This is a genomic window from Gordonia rhizosphera NBRC 16068 (assembly GCF_000298195.1).
GTDB lineage: Bacteria > Actinomycetota > Actinomycetes > Mycobacteriales > Mycobacteriaceae > Gordonia > Gordonia rhizosphera.
In genome coordinates this window covers 1-22,577 of record NZ_BAHC01000078.1, presented here as the reverse complement: position 1 = coordinate 22,577, position 22,577 = coordinate 1, and the positions used below count along the sequence as shown (strand labels likewise).

Annotated in this window: 5 protein-coding genes; 2 read left to right on the top strand and 3 right to left on the bottom strand. The window is 69.1% G+C overall.

Features of this window, described 5'->3' with window-relative positions; genetic code table 11:
• Positions 1-13: 13 nt before the first annotated feature.
• The 3 genes from GORHZ_RS09345 to GORHZ_RS29485 are packed head-to-tail and all read right to left on the bottom strand — an operon-like array spanning position 14 to position 3,140.
• Positions 14-838 carry an ABC transporter permease gene (locus tag GORHZ_RS09345; protein ID WP_006332352.1) on the bottom strand — a complete coding sequence of 275 codons (825 nt, stop codon included), beginning with the start codon at positions 836-838 and terminating at the stop codon, positions 14-16.
• Positions 835-1,629: an ABC transporter permease gene (locus GORHZ_RS09340; protein WP_006332351.1), complete on the bottom strand. Its 795-nt coding sequence runs from the start codon at positions 1,627-1,629 to the stop codon at positions 835-837. Before GORHZ_RS09340 ends, GORHZ_RS09345 begins: the two co-directional genes overlap by 4 nt.
• Positions 1,626-3,140, bottom strand: coding sequence for an ATP-binding cassette domain-containing protein (locus GORHZ_RS29485; RefSeq protein ID WP_006332350.1), 1,515 nt, complete (start codon positions 3,138-3,140; stop codon positions 1,626-1,628). Before GORHZ_RS29485 ends, GORHZ_RS09340 begins: the two co-directional genes overlap by 4 nt.
• A 420-nt stretch (positions 3,141-3,560) precedes the next feature.
• Between GORHZ_RS29485 and GORHZ_RS09330 the strand changes: the two genes are divergently transcribed.
• Positions 3,561-11,594 carry a non-ribosomal peptide synthetase gene (locus GORHZ_RS09330; protein ID WP_051998817.1) on the top strand — a complete coding sequence of 2,678 codons (8,034 nt, stop codon included), beginning with the start codon at positions 3,561-3,563 and terminating at the stop codon, positions 11,592-11,594.
• Positions 11,595-11,605: 11 nt separating this feature from the next.
• On the top strand, positions 11,606-22,577 hold a 10,972-nt coding region (locus GORHZ_RS09325), incomplete at its 3' end, for a non-ribosomal peptide synthetase (RefSeq protein ID WP_006332348.1).

Below are 22,577 nucleotides of genomic sequence, written 5' to 3'. Positions count from 1 at the left end.
TACTGTGCCAGGTTCAGCGGGCGGTCGCGGCCTTGCGATACCCGCGCAACGCCGGATAGATGCAGACCCCGATGATCAGGATGGTCCAGATCGTCACCTCGATCATGTTGTGCGCGATCGGTCCGCCGGCCGCCAACGACCGCATCACCTCGATGGTCGGGGTCATCGGCTGGTTCTCAACGATCGGCTGCAGCCACTCCGGGTACGCGTCCACCGGTGAGAATCCCGAGTTGAAGAACATCAGCACGCTCGACACCAGCGACAGCAGCGGCACGAGTGGCGCCGATGGCTCAGCGCTGACCGCCAGGGCCAACACCAGCATGGCGTAGGCGACGCCGAACATGAGCGCCACCCCGAAGATCCCGACCACCGACCAGAAACCCCCGGTGATCTCGAACCCGATCGTGGAGCCGACCGCGATCAGCAGCGCGGTGACCAGCACGATCCGGACGACCTCGCTCGCCAGCCGCGAGGTGAGGTCGGCGCCACGGTTGATCGGCAGCACGTACAGGCGCGCTAGCAGACCGGTGCCGCGCTCCCTGTTGAGCCGGATCCCTGCCGCGACCGACCCGAACATCGCGCTGACCAGGATGACCAGCGGGACCGTCGAATAGGTGCTGTCCTGGCCGGTGGCACCACCGATGGCGTCGCCGAGGACCACCTTGAACATGAGGAGCGTCGCCAGCGGGACGACGATCAACTGTACGAACGTCGCCCGGTCGCGGACCATGACCGATACCTGACGCGACGTGAGTACCACGGAATCGGTGAACCAGGCGCGAACGGATCCTTCGGCGTGCTTCCGGGTCGGTGCGGTGTCGAGTCCGGCGGTCGTCATCGCACCGACCGTCGTATGCCGATCGTGGTCAGCACGATCCCGAGGACCGCGAACCCGATACACCACCAGATCGTCGGCGTCAGGATCTCGAGGGTGACCGTCCCGTCGCTGAGCGCGCGCATCGAGTTCGCGAACTGCGAGATCGGTTGATCGCGGACGAACGGCTGAATCCACTGCGGGAACTGGTCCTCGGGCACGAACCCGGTGGAGAGCAGACCGAGGATCAGGATGGGCAGCGACAGCGCCTGGCTGGTTGCCTCGGGACTGTTGGAGAGCAACCCGATCGCGTCGGCCAGCACTGCGACGAGGATGCCGACGGTCAGCACGACTCCGAACAATCCCGCGGTCTCCAGGGCCGAGCCCTCGGGGCGCCACCCCATCACCAGACTCGTGCAGCCGGCGCAGATCACCGAGATCACGAGCAACGCCGTGTTGGTACCGAGCCGGGCCAGCGTGGGGATCGCCACGGGCATCGGCAAGGTGCGGAACCGGGTGTTGATGCCCTTGGTCGTGTCCACGGAGGCGCGCATCGCCGCCGACGACGCGACGAAGCTCACCGACTGCAACGAGATGATCGGCATGAGGAACGAGGCGTAGTCCATCGTCGGGTCTGCGTCCATGATCGACCGAAGCGGCAGATAGAAGCAGATCGCGAGGAGGACCGGCGCGACAAAGGCGAAGATGATCTCCCCGTTGCGCACGATGGCGCGCAGTCCGCGGCTGGTGAGGGCCCACCACTGCGCGACGGCACTGGTCGTCGGCCGCCCGACGACGACGCTTCCGGACGTCATCGTGTGGTGTCCTGCCGGCCCGGCTCGGCGTCTGACCCCGGCTCGGTCTCTGACTCCGATACCGTCTCCGACTCCGATACCGTCTCCGACTCCGACTCCGACTCCGATACCGTCTCCGACTTCGATCCGGACCCGGGCGCCGATTGTGCCTCCGACTCCACGGTTGCCGTGCTCGCGTCGGTCCCGGACCCCGACGGGTCGGTGAGGGCGAGGAACACCTCGTCGAGGCTCGGGCGGCGCAGCGCGACGTCGGACAGCCGGATGCCGGCGCCCGTGGTGCGCTGGACGATCTCGACGAGCGTGTCGGCGCCCGCCGGGGCCGGGACCGACACCGCGGAGTGGTCGAGGTCGTCGTCGTCACGATCGGCGGAGCCGGCCGGCACCAACTCGCCGAGGCAGGCGATGAGGCGGTCGCGGTCGCCGGGTTCGGCGGGGGTCACCACGTAGTGCGACGCGCCGGTCGCCGTCTTCAGTTCATCGGCGGTGCCCGACGCGATGACCCGCCCCCGGTCGATCACGACGATGTGGTCGGACAGGGTGTCGGCCTCCTCGAGGTACTGCGTCGTCAGGAGCGTGGTCACCCCCTGGTCGCGCAGCGACTCGACCAGCCGCCAGACCTCCTGTCGGCTGCGCGGGTCGAGCCCGGTGGTCGGCTCGTCGAGGAAGACCACTTCGGGTTGGGTGACCAGGCCGCAGGCGATGTCGATGCGCCGCCGCATGCCCCCCGAGTACTCGCCGACCTTGCGGCCGGCCGCCTCGGTCAGGGCGAAGGACGTCAGGAGTTCATCCGCGCGCGTGCGTGCCGCAGCTTTGGACAGACCCATCAGCCTGCCGAACAGGATCAGGTTGTCCCGGCCGCTGAGCGCCTCGTCGAGTGCGGCGAACTGCCCGGTCAGCATGATCGACCGGCGCACCCCGGCCGCATCGGACACCACGTCGTGGCCGGCCACGAGCGCGGTTCCGCCGTCGGGTTTGAGCAGGGTGCAGAGCATGTTGACGGTGGTGGTCTTGCCCGCACCGTTGGGGCCGAGCAGCGCCAGGATGGACCCCTTGGCGACCGAGAAGCTCACCGATTCCACGGCGACGTTGTCGCCGAAGCGTTTGTGCAGGTTGACGACCTCGATCGCGGATTCGGTCGTGGTGACCTCGGCGACCGCCGCGTCGGTCGCGGGTGGGTCGGTATCGGAGATCGGTGTGGACACAGTGCTCCCAGTGGCGGTTGCGGTGTCGACGGCGTCGGCCGTCGCATCCGTCGGGGTCGCATCGTCTGACGGTTCGGCCGGCAGAGATGTGGGCGTGTGGTCGGTGCCCGTCACAGAGAACCGAACCGTCGGCGATTCGTCGCCGGGTACCGCGGCATGGCGCGGTCGTGATGTGGCGGGGCCGGATCGAGGAATATCGGCGATGTGCCGGAAGTTGAGATCACCCGTGTCGAGCACATCGCTGATCTTGCCGACCTCCGGGACCTGGTCACCCGATGGGGAGGTGGTCGGGCGGGTCGGCTCGGCCATCGACTACTCCTCTCGGACCACCTCGGTTTGCCGGAGCACACGGCCGGATGATTGTGTGGGCGATGCTACCGAAGTCATCGGCAAACCCTCGAACTATGCTCGTCGGGCGGCGATGATTCATTACTCACGTGGCGGAGGTGTTCGTACGTTCGGATGACTCTGGGCGCAGATCGTAACGAACGGTGGCACGGGACCGAATTTCTACGGTGAGCAAGTCCTCTACCTCGGATTCCGGTGGTCGCGCCGCCATTGAACCATTCAATCGAATCATGGTGAAGTTAGTTTTGAAAGGTGGATAATGACGCACACTGTTGCGTGGGAAAAGCCATTGTCCGCAACAGACAGCTCGCAACGATCCACGTGTCGGTTGTCCAGATCGATGCTTGAGCAGGTTGGCCGATGACCTGGGAGAGAGAGGCTATGGGGTCATCAGAGAACACCCATGATGTCGGAGGAGCGGACCTGGTTCCTCTCGAGCTGACTGCCGCTCAGCGTGGGATGTGGTTCGCCGAGAACCTCTCTGCAGACTATTCGGTCACCGTCGCCCAGTATCTCGACATCCGCGACGACGGGCGGGTGCTCGACCGTGAGACGTTTCGCCGGGTCGCGGTCGAGAGTGGGCGTGAGCGTGAATCCCCGTTCACCCGCATCATCGAGGTCGACGGCGTCCCCATGCAGGTCGTCGACCAGAGCCTCGACACCGACCTGGAATTCCTCGACCTCCGTGACCGGCCGGATCCGGTGGCCGCGGCGTTCGAGTGGATGAACAACGACTACCAGGGGCAGATGGATCTGCACGCCGGACGGCTGCTGGTGTCCACCCTCATCCGCGTCGCCGACGACCGGTCGTTCTGGTACGTGCGCGCGCACCACATCGCCCTCGACGGATACGGCGGACTGACCGGCGTCCTCGAGGTGATCAACAAGTACAACGCCGCGATCAACGGGACGGACTACGTACCGAAGCCGTGGGCGCGTCTGGCCGAACTCGTCGCCGACGACAAGAAGTACATCGAGGGCACGCGACGCCAGGCCGATCGTGAGTACTGGGTCGAGCGGGTCCGCGACCTGCCCGAGCGGGTCACGCTTGCGCAGCAATCCGCGTCGGCGCCGTTGTCCCCGCGCAATCTCGTCGCGGGCGCCGAGGTGAGCGCCGAGCAGCAGTCCGCGCTCGACCGGACCGCCGGGGAACTCAACTCCTCGGCGGCCGTGCTGCTGACCGCGGCGTTCTCCGCCTTCCTCGCTCGGATGGCCGGCACCGACGACGTCGTGCTCAGCCTGCCGGTGACGGGCCGGGCGACGGCCAAGATCAAGCAGGCCGCCGGCATGCTCTCCAACATGCTGCCGGTGCGCGCCCGCGACGTGTCGCGGGTCTCGATGCGCGAGCTCATCGGCCAGATCCAACTCGAACTCACCGGTGCGCTGCGCCACCAGCGGTACCGCTTCGAGGACATCCGCATCGATGCCGGACTGCAGGACGCGGCCACCGCGTCGTTCGGACCCATCGTCAACCTCATGTTCTTCGACAAGCCGATCGAGATGGTCGGGGCGAAGGTCGAGTATCAGATCCTGAGCTCGGGAATCCTCGAGGACCTGCGGCTCAATATCTATCAGGCCAGCCCGGGCGCGCGTCTCGTCGTCGACCTGCACGGCAATCCGAACCTCTACACCGCCGACGAGCTGCGCGGGCACCTTCGTCGCTTCCTCACCTTCCTCGGTCGCCTCTTCGACGACCTCGACACCCGGGTGGGCGACGTCGACCTGCTGCTGCCCGGCGAGCGAAGCGAGATCATCGAGCTCGGGCACGGACCCGAACTGATCCTGCCGGAGTCGGTCACCCATCTCCTCACGCCGTTCGAACGCAACGTCCGCGAGCACCCCGATCGCGTCGCGGTCGAGTTCGAAGGTCGCGAATGGACCTACGCCGAGTTCGATCGGCTGCGCGGCCTGTTGGTGGCACACCTGCAGTCCGTCGGCGCGGGCCGCGGCGATCGTGTCGTCGTGGCGCTCGACCGCGGCGTCGCACAGGTTGCCGCGCTCTACGCGGTCATGACGATCGGCGCCGCCTACGTACCCGTCGACCCGTCCCAGCCCGACGAACGGCGCACGCTGATCTCGCAGACCGTGGCCGCGCGCACCGTCATCGACGACGCGCTGCTGGGGTCGGTCGGATTCTCCGCGGCCCTCGCCGGGGACACGCCGCTCGACGCGACGACGCCGACGACCGCAGTGGGCGGCAGCGGCGAACTCGCCTACGTGCTGTTCACCTCCGGTTCGACCGGCACGCCCAAGGGCGTCGCGGTGTCGCACTCCGCAGTCATCAACCGGCTCGCCTGGATGCAGGGCAACTACCCGTTGGCCCCCGAGGACCGGGTGCTCTACAAGACGCCGTTCACCTTCGACGTCTCGGTCTGGGAACTGCTGTGGCCGTTGGCGGAGGGCGCGCGGATGGTCATCGCCCGGCCCGACGGCCACCGCGACCCGGAGTACCTCCTCGAGCTGATCGGTTCGCGCGGGGTCAACGTGCTGCACTTCGTGCCGTCGATGCTCGACGTGTACACCGAGGTCCTGGAGAACGAGGGCCACCGCGAGCTCCTGCCTCCGACGGTGCGACGGGTGTTCACCTCCGGTGAGGCACTACCGCGGATGCTGGCCGACCGGGTCCTGGCGGGATCCTCGGCCGAGCTGGTCAACCTGTACGGTCCGACCGAGGCCGCCGTCGACGTCACCGAACACCGGGTGCAGCCCGGTGGCGGCCCCGTGCCGATCGGCCGGCCGGTCGCCAACACCGACACCTATGTCCTCGACACCGCACTGCAGCCGGTTCCGGTCGGCGTCGCGGGTGAGCTCTATCTCGCGGGTTGCCAGCTGGCCGACGGATACGTCGGGCGGCCGGACCTGACATCCGACCGGTTCGTCGCCGATCCGTACGGCCCGCGCGGGACCCGGATGTACCGCACCGGCGATCTGGTCCGGTGGAGTCCCGACGGCGAGCTGCAATACCTGGGTCGTACCGACTTCCAGGTCAAGATCCGCGGTCAGCGCATCGAGCCGGGCGAGATCGAGGCGGTCCTCGTCGCGATGCCCGGCGTCGACGCGACCGCCGTCATACCGCGGACCGACCTCGGGTCGGGCCCCGTTCTGGTGGCCTACCTGCGGTCTGATGACCGGTCGGTCAGCGAGGCATCCGCGTTGTCGTGGTGCCGGCGCCATCTGCCCTCACACATGGTGCCGTCTGCAGCTGTCCTGCTCGATCACTTTCCGACCAACAGCTCGGGCAAGCTCGATCGCAAACAGCTGCCGGCGCCGGACCTGAAGCCGGTGGTCGGCTACGAGGCGCCGCGCACCCCGGTGGAGCAGGCACTCGCCGCGCTCGTCGGGGAGATGCTCGGCGTCGAACGGGTCGGGTTGCGGGACAACATCTTCGCGCTCGGCGGAGACTCCCTGATGGCTGCGCGGCTGGTGTCGCGGGCGCGCCTCGAATACGACGTGACCGTCGACCTCACCGACGTGTTCGGTTCGGTCGACGTCGGCGAGATCGCCGAGCGTTCCCGCCGGGGCGGTACCGACGGCCACCCGCCGCTGACGCGGGTGCAACCGCGTCCCGACGTCATTCCGCTGTCCCCGGCCCAGACCCGGCTCTGGTTCGTCAACCGGATGGATCCGGGTGCGGGAACCTACAACATGCCCGGCGCGGTCCGCCTCGGTACCGATGTCGACATCCCGGCGCTGCAGCGCGCGATCGGCGATCTGGTGGCACGTCACGAGACGCTGCGGACCCGATTCGGTTCCCGCGGAGGTGAACCGGTACAGGAGATCCTCGACGCCGCACAGGCGATGGAGTTCCTCGACCTCGACGTCGATGTCGTCGAGGACCGGATCGACGACACGATCGCGGCCGAGGCCGCGCGCGGATTCGACCTTGCGCACGAGATCCCCTTCCGCGCAAGGCTTCTGCGTGACGGCTCGGGCTATGTGGTGGTGATGGTGCTGCACCACATCGCCGGTGACGGCTTCTCCCTGATGCCGCTGATCCGGGATCTGTTCGTCGCGTACATGGCGCGCCGTGACGGCGGGGAGCCGCAGATCGCGCCGCTGGAGGTGCAGTACGCCGATTTCGCGATCTGGCAACACAACCTGCTCGGAGAGCCCGACGCTCCCACCGAGATCGCCGCCGACGGCCTGGCGTTCTGGCAGGAGGAACTCGCCGGTATGCCCGGCTTCCTGCCGCTGCCCACCGACCACCCGCGTCCGCACGTCGCGTCGGGTAACGGCGGTTACGTCGACGCCACGCTCGACGCGGAGCTCGCGGCCGGTATCCGGACGCTGGCGCGTGAGCACAACGTGACGCCGTTCTCCGTGTTGCACACCGCATTCGCGATCCTGCTGACCCGGTGGGCCGAGGTCGACGAGGTCGCCATCGGCACCGCGGTCGCCGGTCGTGACGAACCCGAGACCGCGGACTTGGTCGGCATGTTCGTCAACACCGTGGTGTTGCGGACGCCGGTCGGCGCGCAGGACACGACGATCGACCTGCTCGGTCGGGCGCATGCCACGCGCACGCGCGCGATGCGTGAGTCGGCGATCCCGTTCGAGCGGGTCGTGGAGGCCGCCGCGCCGGAACGGTCGGCCGCGCATACCCCGCTGTTCCAGGTGTCGTTGACCATGCATCCCGGTCAGGCCACTGCGCTCGATCACTGGGTGGAATCGGCCGAGTTGATCGACGCCCGTGTGCCGTCTGCGAAGTACGATCTGTCGGTCACCGTCACCGACCAGGTCGGCTCGTCCGGTTTGGATGTCGAACTCGCCTACGCAGCAGATCTTTTCGACCAACGAACCATCGAACGTGTGGCGACTCAGCTCGTCACGATCCTGCGTGCGATGGTGCAGGCGCCGGACCGCCACGTGGGCACCATCGATCTCGTCGAGCCCGCCGTTCTCGCCGAACTCACCCGGCAACCGTCCGCGCCCGCCATCCCGGAGACGCTCAGCGATCTCCTCTTCAACGGTGTCGCGCAGGCGAATCCGGCCGCGGTCGCGATCAGCGGGACATCTACCGTCACCTGGACGAACCTGGAAGCGGGGACCAACCAGCTGGCCCGCGAACTCGTGGCCCGTGGCGTGGGGCCCGGCGACGTGGTGGCCATCTGCATCCCGCGGTCGCATCTGTCGGTGATCGCGATGATCGCCGTCGCGAAATCCGGTGCGGCCTTTGTGAGTATCGATCCGGCGCACCCGGCGGGTCGTCTGGCCGAGATCCTCGCCGACAGCGGCGCCCACCTCGGGCTGACCTCCGTCGCGGTGGCCGCGAAGGCTCCGGCCGGAGCCGAGTGGCTGGTGATCGACGACGAGACGATCGAACTTCAGCTGGCCGGTCACAGCGGTGCCCGGTTGCGGCCCAACGAACTGGTCCGTGTCCCGCGCGTTGACGACCTCGCCTACCTCATCTACACCTCGGGGTCGACGGGCCGGCCCAAGGCGGCGGCGCTGAGCCACCGCGGGCTCGCGGGTCTGGTGGCCAACCAGCGCAAGATCCTGCGGCTCGACCAGCGCTCCAAGGTGCTGCACGTGGCGTCGCCGAGCTTCGACGCCTCGATCTTCGAGATCCTGATGGCATTGTGCACGGGGGCCGAGCTGGTGGTCAGCCCCGCCGGCGTGTTCGGCGGTGACGAGCTGGCGCAGCTCATCGCCACCCACCACGTCACCCACGCGGTCATGACACCGTCGGCGCTCGGCACGATCGAGCCCGCGGCGGTGCGCAGCCTTTCTCGCGTGATCAGCGTCGGTGAGGCGTGCCCGCCGGAACTGATGCGCCGGTGGGCGCGGGCGGGTCGATCGTTCTTCAACCTGTACGGACCGACCGAGGTGACGATCTGGGCCACCGCGGCCGGGCCGCTGCGCGAGGGTGACGAGGTCACCATCGGTCGTGCGATCCCCGGTGTCGGGGTCCTGGTCCTCGATCCGGCGTTGCGACCGGTTCCCGACGGGGTGCCCGGCGAGCTCTATCTGTCCGGAATCCAGCTGGCACAGGCCTACCACGCCCGGCCCGACCTCACCGCGACCCGGTTCGTCGCCAACCCGTTCGGCTCGGGCGACCGGATGTACCGCACCGGTGACCGCGTGGTGCGCACGGCGGGCGGGAACCTCCGGTATGTGGGCCGGACCGACTTCCAGCTCAAGATCCGTGGTCTGCGCATCGAACCGGGCGAGGTCGATGCCGCGATCGCCAAGCACCCGCTGGTCAGTGAGGTGATCAGCATGGGCGTGCCCGGCCCCGGCGGGGACGACGTGCTCGTCTCGTATGCCCGGTTGGTCGACGGCGCGTCCGCCGAACCCAAACGGATCCTCGAGCAGGCGGCGGCGCATCTGCCGGCGTACATGGTGCCGCATTCGCTGGTCATCGTGGACGAGTTCCGCCTCACCACGGCCGGTAAGATCGACCGGAGATCCCTGCCGGCGGTTGACTTCTCGGCCGCCTCGCCGTATCGGGCGCCGAGTTCGCAGATGGAGACGGTGGTCGCCGGGATCTTCGGGCAGGTGCTGGGTCAGGAGCGGGTCAGCGCGGACGCGGACTTCTTCGACCTCGGCGGCAGTTCTCTGTCGGCGACCAAGGTGACGTCACGGCTGTCGGCGCTGCTCGACCGGTCGGTGCCGGTGAAACTGCTGTTCGAGCGGCCCACCGTGGCCACCCTCGCCCAGGCGCTGGCCGGCGGTGCCTCCGGTCACGGCGGACCGCCGCTGCTGGCCCGCAGCCGTGCGGAGTTGGTCCACGTCTCGGGTATGCAGCGCGGACTGTGGCTGATCAACCGTGCCGATCCGGACTCTGCGGCCTACAACGTGGCGATGGCGCTGCGGCTCGCCGGTGACCTCGACGTCGCCGCGCTGCGGCTCGCGACCACCGACCTGGTCCGTCGGCACGAGTCGCTGCGCACCACCTACCCGATGATCAACGGCGAACCGACGCAGGTGATCCTGCCCGCCGATGTCGTGGAGAGCGAGATCGTCGTCGAGGTGCGCGACGCCGGGCGTTCGCTCGAGGACGCGATCGCGAATGTGACCGGCAAGGGATTCGACATCGCCACGCTTCCGCCCGTGCGGGCGGTGCTGCTGCGGGTGTCGGCGACCGAACACATCCTCGTGTTCGTCGTCCATCACATCAGCGCCGACGGCGCGTCCATGGCACCGCTGGCGCGGGACCTCATGACCGCCTACGCCGCCCGCAGCACCGGTGCCGAGCCCGCGTGGAAACCGCTGCCGGTGCAGTACGCGGACTTCAGCCTGTGGCTGTCGGAGCGCCTCGGCGTCATCGACGCCGACGGGGTCACCGAGGAGGAACGGCAACTCGGCTACTGGGACGACCGGCTCGCCGGTGCTCCCGGGCTTCTGGACCTGCCGCACGACCATCCGCGGCCCAAGACGCCGACGTTCCGGGGCGACGCGGTGGATTTCGAGATCCCGGCGTCGGTGGTCGCGGATCTGGACTCCGTGGCGCGCGAACACCACACGACGGCGTTCATGGTCGTCCACGCCGCGTTCGCGGTGTTGCTCAACCGGATGTCGGGAAGCACCGACCTGGTGATCGGCACTCCGTTCGCCGGTCGTGGCGAGCAGAGCCTCGACGACGTCGTCGGGATGTTCGTCAACACCCTGGCGCTGCGCACCCATATCGACCCGGCCGAGAGCTTCGTCGATCTGCTGCTGCGGGTGCGCAACGAAGACCTCGCGGACATGTCCCACACCGATGTGGCCTTCGACGACATCGTGTCCCGGACCCTGCCGAAGCCGCCGACGTCCTACAACCCGGTCTATCAGGTGATGCTGGCATTCCAGGACGTGGAGTTCCCGACGCTGCAGTTCGATCGGCTCACGGTGTCCCCGGTCCCCGAGGAGCTCACCGCGGCGAAGGTCGATCTGCAGTTGACGCTGTTCCCGAACGACCCAGATCGCGACGAGCGGGGCGGCGGCATGCGGGCCCAGTTCATGTACGCCACCGATCTGTTCGACCGCTCGACGATCGATCGCCTCGCGGCCCGGTATGTGCAGGTACTGGAGTCGGTGGCCGGCGATCCCGACGTCACGGTGGGTGATGTGATCATCCGGCTCGCCGACGAGGTGCTCGCCACCGCCGAGGCGAGCCCCGCGGTCGAGGTCGCCCTCGCCGATCTCGTCACCCAGGCCGCCGCCGCGGAGCCATCCACGGTGGCCGTGTCCGGACCGCCGCCGCTGAGCTTCGGGGATCTCGCGGTGATGATGCAGGCCATGAGCGCGACCGCACCCGATGCGGACTCGGCGCTCACGATGGCGGCGATGACCCTGGTCCCAGGCCTGGCCCTGGCCGGACCGGACGGGTTCGATGCGTTTCTCGCCGAGCTGAGGGAACGTGCAAACATGATAGTGGGCACGGGGGTGCATGCGACGGATTCGATTGAGTCGGAAGGCAACGAACGGACGTGACAGGAACCGGCTTGGACGCAGTTGACATTTCTACGGGATGGGGACAGCGGCCGCCGACGCGAGACCTGATCACCATTGCGGCGCAACTCGAGCCGGACACCGTCGCCATCGACACGGCCGGTACGGTGGTGACCTTCGCCGACCTCGACAACCGTGTGTCGGCGACCGCGTCGGTGTTCGTCGCACGCGGCCTCGACACCGAGGCCGCGGTGAGCGCCATCGTGACCGCCCTGATCCCGAAGGACGGGCTCGACCCGGCGGGGATCGCGGCAGCGATCCAGCGCGCCGTCGCCGACATCCGGGACCGGGCCTGCGCGATCGCCGGCACCACCGACTGGGGATCGCTGCCCGGCATCTTCCGGTCGGCGGTGCACCGGTTCGGCGGCCGTGTGGCCGTGACGGACGTCGACGGCGCCGCCCTGACCTACCGTGAACTCGACGAGCTCTCCGACGCGGTCGCCAGGGGCCTGCTGGCCTACGGTGTGCGCCCCGGCGGTGTGGTCGGCCTGGCCACCCCGCGCACCGTCGACGTGATGGTGGCGATCCTCGGTATCCTCAAGACCGGTGCGGCCTATCTGCCCCTGGACACCTCCCATCCCGCCGACCGGCTCGCGTTCATCGTCGGCGACGCGGCACCGACGCTGATCATCACCGACCGCGACGGCCGGGAGGCGCTCGGTTTCCTCGAGGTCGAGCGGCACACCATCGAGGAGCTGGCCGCCGACGCCGACGCGGCGCCGGCCCTGCCCGCGACGGTCGACGGGCGCACCGCCGCCTACCTGATCTTCACGTCCGGATCGACCGGACGTCCCAAGGGCGTCGTGGTCGAACACCGCAGCGTCGTGGCACTGATGGCGGCGGCGCAGCAGCACTACGGATTCACCGAAAGCGACGTGTGGACAATGTTCCACTCCTACGCCTTCGACGTCTCGGTGTTCGAGATGTGGGGGCCGCTACTGTTCGGCGGACGCCTCGTCGTCGTCGACTTCCTGACCACGCGGAGCCCCGACGAGTTCGCCCGGTTGCTGATCGCCGAACAGGCCACCGTGGTCTCCCAGACTCCGTCGGCGTACTACCAGCTCGCGGCCGCGGTCCGGCCGGACTCGCCGACCCGGCTCGCCGACAGCGTCCGGTACATGGTCTTCGCCGGAGAGGCTCTGGATTTCGCGCAGGTCCGGCGCTGGTACGCCGACCGTATGGAGGCCGAGGGCCGGGTCGGTCCGGTCCTGGTCAACATGTACGGGATCACCGAGACGACGGTGCACTCGACGTTCCGGGCGCTGGACCCGGAGTTCGTGGTGTCGGCGAAGGGTTCCGACGTCGGTGACGGTCTGCCGAACCTGACGATCCATGTTCTCGACGACCGCCTGCGACCCACCCCCGACGGGGTGACCGGCGAGATCTACGTCAGCGGCACCCAGGTCACCCGTGGCTATCTCGGCCGCCCGGGTCTGTCGTCGACCCGTTTCGTCGCCGACCCGTTCGCCGCCGACGGCAGCCGCATGTACCGCAGCGGTGACCTCGCCATCCGCCGCGGGGACACCCTGGAATACCTCGGCCGCTCCGACGCGCAGGTCAAGCTGCGTGGCTTCCGGATCGAACTCGGGGAGGTGGAGACGGCACTGCTGGGTGCACCGGGTGTGGACGCGGCCGCGGTCGCGGTCAAACGCCGCGACAACGGCGACGAACTGCTCGTCGGCTACGTCGTCCTCGAAACGGCCGAGGCGGCCACGCCGTCGGAGATCCGGGTCGCCGCGGCCGGCACGCTGCCGGGGTACATGGTGCCCGACGTGGTGATGATCATGGATCTGTTGCCGTTGACGGTGAACGGCAAACTCGACCGTCGGGCGCTGCCCGAACCCGAGATCAAGGGCGCCGCAGAGTATGTGGCGCCCGGCACCGAGACGGAGAAGATCCTCGCCGAGATCGTCGCCGATGTGCTGGGTCTCGAGAAGGTCAGTGTCACCGAGTCGGTGTTCGACCTGGGCGGTAACTCGTTGGCCGCCGCGCGGATCGTCGGGCGGGCCGAGGAGACCTTCAACGTCGAACTGTCGGTGCGTGACGTCTTCGACGTTCCCCATGTGCGTGGCCTGGCCGAGGTGATCGGTGGCCGCGGTGTCGGTCTGGCGCCCGTGGTGGCGGTCGTGCCGCGCCCGGAGCCGGTGCCGCTGTCGTTCGCCCAGTTGCGGATGTGGTTCATCAACCAGTTCGACCCGACGGCGGCGACCTACAACATCCCCGTGGTGCTGCGTCTGCGCGGCTCGGTGGACGTCGACGCGTTGCGTGCGGCGCTGGTGGACGTGGTGATCCGCCACGAGGTGCTGCGCACCGTGTTCCCATCGGTCGACGGCTCACCCGTGCAGGTCATCGATCCGGCCTCCGAGGTCGCCGAAGGACTCGACTGGGCGGAGGTGAGGTCGGAGACCGAACTGGCCGCCGCGATCACCGCCGGTTTCGATGTCACGACGCAGTGGTCCATGCGCGCCCGGTGGTGGCGGGTCACCGATGACGAGATCGTCTTCGGTCTGGTCGTGCACCACATCGCGGCCGACGGCGAGTCGATGGGACCGCTGGTGTCCGACGTGGTCACCGCCTATGCGGCGCGGGTCGCCTCCGCGGAACCGGAGTTCGCACCCCTCGATGTGCAATTCGCGGATTTCGCGATCTGGCAGCATCAGGTGCTCGGATCGGCCGACGACGCCGATTCGATCGTCGGACGCCAGCTCTCGTACTGGTCGGCGCAGCTGGCCGGCGTACCCGACGTGCTCGAACTGCCCGCCGACCGTCCGCGACCGGCGGTCGCGACGCAGCGAGGGGCCCAGGTCTCCTTCGAGGTGCCCGAATGGGTCGTCGACCGGATCGGCATCGTGTCGGGCGCCTACGGCGTGACGTCGTTCATGGTGGTCCACGCGGGGCTCGCGGTGTTGCTGTCGCGGCTGTCGGCGACCTCGGACATCACGGTGGGCACGCCGATCCACGGTCGCGGGCAGCGCGTGCTCGATCCGCTCGTCGGCATGTTCGTCAACACCCTGGTGTTGCGGTCGGAGATCGATCCGGGGATGTCGTTCGCCGAACTGCTGAATCAGGTGCGCACCACCGACCTCGACGCGTTCGCGCATGCGGACGTGCCCTTCGAGACGGTCGTCGAGCGTCTCGATCCGGTGCGGTCGGAGGCCTTCGCCCCGCTGACCCAGGTGCTGCTCTCCTTCGACCAGTCCGTGCTCTCCGAATTCGCCGCGGGTGGGATCCTCGCCCACGACGTCGCCGGCGTCGAGGTGAGTTCGATTGCCGTCGAGGAGGTTCCGGCGAAGGTCGACCTCACCGTCGGGATCACCGATGCCGGCGACCGCTGGCTCGGTTCCCTCATCTTCGCCACCGATCTGTTCGATGCGTCGACCGCCGAACACATGGCGGCGCAACTGGTGCGACTGCTCGATGCGCTCACCGCCGATCCCACCCTGCCCATCGGCGACTCGCAGCTGCTCGCCGATGACGAGGCCGCGGCCCTGCTGCCCGTCACCGGTGGCCGCGCCACGGCGCCGCGGCTGCTCGCCGACGTGTTCACCGAGGTCGCCGGCCGTCACCCGAACCGGATCGCGGTCGCCGACGCGACCGGCACGGTGCTGACCTACGCCGAACTCGACAAGCGATCCAATCGCCTTGCGCGGTGGCTGATCTCGCGCGGCGTCGGGACGGAGACGCTGGTCGCGCTGGCCATCGGGCGCTCCGCGGACCTGCTGGTCGCGATGTGGGCTGTGGCCAAGACCGGTGCCGGCTACCTCCCGATCGACCCCGACTATCCCACCGAGCGGATCGAGCACATGCTCACCGACTCGCGGGTGCGGATCGGGTTGACCACTGCTCAGGTGCGGGCCGGGCTGCCCGTCGCGGGTGTCGACTGGACGGCGATGGAGGAGATCGATTCGCCCGAGCAGCTGGGGCTCCTCGACGCGACCGGCATCCGGGACGACGAACTGCCGGTGGCCGCTCACCTCGACGCCACTGCCTATGTCATCTACACCTCGGGTTCCACCGGCACACCGAAGGGTGTCTCGGTGACCTTCCGGGGTATCCACAACTTCGCGGTCGCCGAGATCGCCCGGTTCGGCGTCGACGAGTCGTCGCGGGTTCTCGGTTTCGCCTCGCCGAGCTTCGACGCCTCGATCCTCGAATGGCTGATGGCGTCGGTGTCGGGCGCCGCGCTGATCTACCGCCCCGAGGGTGTCCTCGGCGGGGACATGCTGTCGGCGTTCATCAACGAGCAGGCCCTGACCCATGTCTTCCTGACCCCGACGGTCCTCGCGACCGTCGAACCGGACTCCGTGCCGGACGTCGAGGTCCTCGCGTCCGGCGGCGAAGCCGTGTCGCAGACACTCGTGGACCGGTGGGCGCCGAGACTGGAGTTCTTCAACGCCTACGGACCCACCGAGGCCTCGGTCGCGGTGGCCATGAGTCATGCGCTCACCCCCGGGCAACCGGTGCACATCGGCGGTCCGATCGACGGGGTCGGGTTGCTGGTGCTCGACTCGCGACTGCACCCCGTCCCCGTCGGGGTGGCCGGTGACCTCTATGCGGCCGGAGTGGCGCTGGCCCGCGGATACCTGGACCGTCGCGGTCTGACCGCCGAACGATTCGTCGCCAATCCCTATGGGACACAAGGTGAACGGATGTACCGCACCGGAGACGTGGTGCGCTGGACCCGTTTGGTGGCCGGGGCACTCGTTCTCGAGTACGTCGGCCGCAGCGACGATCAGGTGAAGCTGCGCGGACTGCGGATCGAACTCGGCGAGATCGAGACCGTGCTGGAATCGCATCCGGCGATCTCGTCGGCGGTGGTCGTCGGGGTGGGCGGTTCGGTCGCGACCGCCCTGGCGGGCTACGTGGTCGCCGACGCGTCGGTCGACGTCGCTGCGGTGGCGGACTTCGTCGCCGAGCGACTGCCCTCGCACATGGTGCCGGCCAGCCTGCAGGTGCTCGACGCGTTGCCGCTGACACCGGCCGGCAAACTCGACAAGCGTGCGTTGCCCGAACCCGTGATCGACACCGAGGCAGCCGAATACGTGGCGCCGTCGTCGTCGACGGAGGTTGCGCTCGCGCAGGTCGTCGGCGGGGTACTCGGGCTGGACCGGGTGAGCGTGACCGAGTCGTTCTTCGCCCTCGGCGGTGACTCGATCCTGTCCATCCAGCTGTCGTCGGCGGCCCGCGCGGTGGGTCTGTCGCTCTCGCCGCGTGACATCTTCGAACACAAATCGGTGCGCGCGATGGCGCTGGCGCTGTCGGCCGGGGGCGATCGGTTGCCGATGCTTGCCGAGCCGGGGGACGGCTCGGGCGCCACGGCGATCTCGCCGGTCGTGTCCTGGATGCTCGAATCATCCGATTCGGCAGCCGATTTCGCCGACTTCTCCCAGGCCGTCGTGCTGTTCGCCCCGGACGGCCTCGAGCCGCACGTGCTGTCCGAGGTGCTGGGCGCCGTCGTCGACGCCCATCCGATGTTGTCGTCGCGCCTCACCGAGGTCGACGGACAATGGGTGCTGACCGCCGGTGTGGGCGCGCGCCCGGTCGTCCGGGAGGCGAGCACCCCGGCGGCGCTGGGCTCGGCCGCGTTCACCGAAGCACTGTCCGCGGCGCACGCGGATGCGCTGGCCCGGCTCGACCCGTCGGCGGGTGTCCTGGTGTCGGCGGTCGTGGTGTCAGGGGCCGACGCGGCCCGCGTCGTGCTGGCCGTGCACCACCTCGGGGTGGATGCGGTGTCCTGGCCGATTCTGATCGAGGACGTGATCACCGTCTGGGGTCAGCTGCAGGCCGGTCACGGGCCGCAGGTGCGTCCGGAGGTCACCTCCGCACAGGCATGGCACGCCGCGATGGCCGCGCAGACGACCCAGCGCACCGACGAACTGTCCTACTGGGCGTCGCGGTTGGGTTCCCCGACCGGATTCGGTACCTCCTTCGACCGTGCGCGCGACCGGTTCTCGGCGGTCTCGTCGGTGCGTCACCGCGTGGACGCGGCGGTCACCGAGGCGCTGGTCACGGTGGTCCCGGAGGCCTTCGGCGGTCACGTCAACGATGCGCTGCTCGCGGCGCTGGCGCGGGCGGTGCGGTCGTGGCAGCAGTCGCACGGCATCGCCGACGACGCGCCGGTGGGCGTCCTGGTGGAGGGCCACGGGCGTTACGAGGAACTCGTGGCCTCGGGTGCGGACCCGCGACGCGCCGACCTGTCCCGGACCGTCGGATGGTTCACCACCATCACCCCGATGAACCTCGACCCGGCCGACGACGCCGTACACGCGGTGAAGGCGGCCAAAGAGGAGCGGTTGGGTCAGCCCGACCGCGGCGCCGGCTTCGGGTTGCTGCGCTTCGGCGACGAGCGATTGGCGGGCCGTGCGCTGCCCTCGATCGGTTTCAATTTCTTCGGCGCCGGCGGACGTGGTGGTGCCGGCGACGAGATCGCCGTGCCGTTCATGGTGGACCCCGATGCGCCGCCGCTGCCTGCGACGGTGTCGGGGGCGATGGCCGCGATGAACGTCCTCACGGTCAACGTCGGCACCCGGGTGACCGAGGCGGGCCGTGAGCTGTCGGCCGAGTTCTTGTTCGTCGAGGAGATCCTGTCCGCCGAGGACGTGGCTGGTCTCGCGGATCGGTGGTCGGCCGAGCTGGCGGCCATCGTCGACGTCGTGTCGCACGGCCCCGACATCGGGCCGTCGCCCTCGGATGTCCCCGGAACGGGTGTGTCGCAGGCGGATCTGGACCTGCTGGCGAACCGCTATCCGGGTGCCGCGATCTGGCCGCTGTCCCCGCTGCAGCACGGCCTGTATCTGCAGTCCGCGCTGGCCGGCGCGGATCCGGATGCCGACGCGGTCGACGTGTACGTGAGTCAGGCGGTGCTGCGGCTCGGTGGCGACGTCGACGAGCGGCGCCTGCGCGCTGCGGTTACGGCGCTGGTCGGACACCATCGGGTGCTGCGGTCGGCCTTCCTGCAGACCGAGGGCGGTGCGGTGGTGGCCGTGGTGCCCGACGAGGTGTCGGTGCCCTGGCGCACCGTCGAGCTCGGCGCGGTCGACGAGTCGGAACGCCGGCGGCGTGTGGACGAGGTGACCGCCACCGAGCGTGTCGAACCCTTCGACCTGTCGTCGCCGCCCCTGTTGCGAGTCGTCGTGGTGCGCGACGCCGACGGCGTGAGCGTCGTCATCACCAACCACCACATCCTCTTCGACGGGTGGTCGGGTCCGCTCGTCCTCGCCGATCTGTTGGCCCTGTACGCCTCGGGCACCACCTACACCGCCCAGATCGGTCGTGGGACCACCGATTTCGGCGACCACCTGCGGCAGATCGCCGGCGCCGACCATGCGGCCGGGCTGGCGGCGTGGCGCGGGGTGCTCGCCCCGCTGGAGGGTCCGACGCTGGTGGCGCCGGGAGCCGAGGCGACCCGGGATTCGCTGCCGCGCAATCACACGGTCATCGTGGACTCCGAACTGACCGCCGCGCTCGAGGCGTTGGCGCGCACCGAGGACGCGACCGTCGCGACCGTCCTGCAGTTCGCATGGGGGGTGCTGTTGTCGCGGCTGACCGGGAATCGGGTGGTCGCCTTCGGCGAGACCGTGTCGGGTCGCCCGGCCGACCTCGAAGGCGTCGAGTCGATGGTCGGTCTGTTCATCAACACGCTGCCCGCGGTGGTGGACGTCGATCCGCAGGCGCCGATCGCCGAGGTGTTGTCGCGGTTGCAGGCGGCGAAGGTGTCGGTGCTCGACCACCAGCACCTGGGTCTGCCGGAGCTGATGGCGCTGGCCACGAACGCCTCGGGTGGTTCCGGTTTCGGCGGTGCGCTGTTCGACACGCTGACCGTGCACGAGTCCTATCCGGTGGACACCGAGTCACTGTCGACCACCGACGCCGCGCTGACCGGCGGACTCGACATCCGCGAGGCGGTGGTGAGCGACTCGACGCACTACCCGCTCAACATGATCACCGCCCCGATGGGCGATCGGCTCTCGATCACGCTGAAGTACCTCCCCGACGCCTTCTCCGACGAACAGATCGCGGTGTTCGCCGACGCGATCCGCGAGATCCTGCGCGCGGCGGTGTCGGCGCCGGGATCGCTGGTCGCCGACGTGCCGATGATGACCGACGACGCGGTCGCGACCATCTCGGCGCTCTCGGTCGGTGCGGACCAGGCGGTGCCGTCCGGGTCGGTCTCCGATGCCGTTGCCGCGCAGGTGCTCCGGACGCCCGACGGTACCGCGCTGGTGTTCTCCGGGCGCAGTGTGTCCTTCGCCGAGTTCGGGGCGCGGGTCGCCGTGCTGGCGCGGGAGTTGATCGCCGCGGGTGTGGGACCCGATGTGGCCGTGGGTGTCTCGATGGACCGCTCGGTGGAGCTGGTCGTCGCTATCCACGCGGTCGTCGCCGCGGGTGGCCAGTACGTGCCGATCGACCCGTCGATCCCCGCCGATCGCGTGCAATACATGATCGAGACGGCGGATGTCGGGGCGGTGCTCGTCGGCGTCGGCGCCACACCGGAGTCGGTGACGGCCCTCGGTGACGCGGTCACCGTGATCGAGGTGGACACCACCGGTGACGTGGATCTGTCGGTCGCGCCGGTCACGGATGCGGATCGGTTGGCGCCGTTGCGGTCCGACCACGCGGTGTACACGCTGTTCACGTCGGGGTCGACGGGACGGCCCAAGGGCGTCACGGTGTCGCATCGATCGGTGGTCAACCGACTGTGGTGGGGCCTGGACGCCTACCCCTGGACGGTGGGCGACCGCGTGGTGCTGAAGACGCCCATCACCTTCGACGTGTCGGTGCCGGAGCTGTTCGCGCCGGTCATGACCGGCGCCACGATCGTCGTGGCGCGGCCCGGAGGCCATGCCGATCCGGGCTACATCGCCGATCTGATCGCCGATCAGCGGGCGACGTCGGTGCATTTCGTGCCGTCGATGTTGTCGGTGTTCCTCGACGTGGTGCCCGCCGAACAGATCCGCTCACTGGATTCGTTGCGCTGGCTGTTCTGTTCGGGTGAGGCGCTGCCGCCGGCCGTCGTCGCCCACGCCCACGACCTCCTGCCCCAGGTGTCGATCCACAACCTGTTCGGTCCCACCGAGGCCGCCGTCGAGGTCGCCTACGTGGACGTTTCCGACGCGCCCGACGTGGTGCCGATCGGTGTGCCGGTGTGGAATACGTCGACGTATGTGTTGGATGCGCGGTTGCGTTTGGTGCCGCCGGGTGTGCCGGGTGAGTTGTATCTGGGTGGGGTGCAGGTTGCTCGCGGGTATGCGTCGCGGTCGGGGTTGACCGCGGAGCGGTTTGTGGCGGATCCGTTCGGGGTGGCGGGTGCGCGGTTGTATCGGACCGGGGATCTGGTGCGGTGGAGTTCTGGTGGTGCGATCGAGTATCTGGGTCGTACGGATTTCCAGGTGAAGTTGCGGGGTCAGCGGATCGAGTTGGGTGAGATCGAGTCGGTGATCGCGTCGGCGCCCGGTGTCGTGCACACCGCCTGCACCGTCGTCGAAACCCCTGGCGGTGGACAGCAACTCGTCGCCTACGTGTCGCCATCGACTGTGGATACCGACGCGGTGAAGGCCACCGTCGCCGAGGCGCTGCCGGAGTACATGCGCCCGTCGGTGTGGATGACCCTCGACGACATCGCCCTCAACAGTTCCGGCAAACTCGACCGGCGTGCCCTGCCGGAGCCGGTGTTCGAGGAGGCCGAGTACGTCGCGCCGGCGTCCGGGCCCGAGACGGCGGTCGCGGCCGTGGTCGCCGACGTCCTCGGTGTGGAGCGGGTCGGCGTGACCGAATCGTTCTTCGACATCGGCGGCAACTCACTGTCGGCGATGCGGGTCGCGGCCCGTGTCTCGGAGGTACTCGGCGCCGACGTGTCGGTGCGCGACATCTTCGAGACCCCCACGGTGCGGGCGCTGGCGGCCGCCGTGTCCACGCGCGGTGCGGGGTTGGCGCCGCTCGTTGCGGTGTCGCCGCGTCCCGAGCCGATCCCGCTGTCCTTCGCGCAGACGCGGATGTGGTTCATCAACCGGTTCGAGCCGGGTACCGCGACCTACAACGTTCCGGCCGTGCTGCGGTTGACCGGCGACATCGACGTCGCGGCGCTGCGGACCGCAGTCGCCGACGTGGTGCGGCGCCACGAGGTGCTGCGCACGACCTTCCCGCCCGTCGACGGTGTCGGCGTCCAACTCGTCCACCCGGCGGAGCTGGTGGACGAGCGGCTGGACTGGGCCGTGGTCGACTCTCCGGCCGAGCTGGACTCGGCGATGACCGCCGGGTTCGACGTGACCGGTGACTGGCCGCTGCGGGTTCGCCTGTGCCGGGTCGCCGACGACGAGCACCTGCTCGCGGTGATCGCCCACCACATCGCGGCGGATGGTGAGTCGCTGCTGCCGCTGGTGACCGACGTCGTGTCGGCGTATGTGGCGCGTGCCGACGGTCGTGCGCCGGAGTTCGCGCCGCTGGCGGTCCAGTTCGCCGACTATGCGATCTGGCAGCACCGTGCGCTCGGCTCCCCGGACGCCCCCGACTCCGTGGTCGGCCGCCAATTGTCGTACTGGACAGACAAACTCGACGGTGTGCCGGAGGTTCTCGACCTCCCTGCCGACCGCGAGCGGCCGGCGGTGGCATCGCATCGCGGTGCCCGCGTGGAGTTCACGCTGCCGGCCGAACTGGGGGAGCAGATCACCGCCGCGGCCCAGCGCTACGGCGTCACCCCGTTCATGGTGGTGCACGGCGGACTCGCGGTGTTGCTGGCGCGGTTGTCTTCGACCGACGACATCACCGTCGCGACGCCGATCGCCGGGCGTGGACAGTCGGTCCTCGACCCGCTCGTGGGTATGTTCGTCAACACCCTCGTGCTGCGGACCCCGATCAACACCGCGACGAGTTTCACCGATGTCCTCGACGGCGTTCGCCTCACCGATCTCGATGCCTTCGCGCACGCCGACGTGCCGTTCGAGACCGTCGTGGAGGCCGTGAATCCCT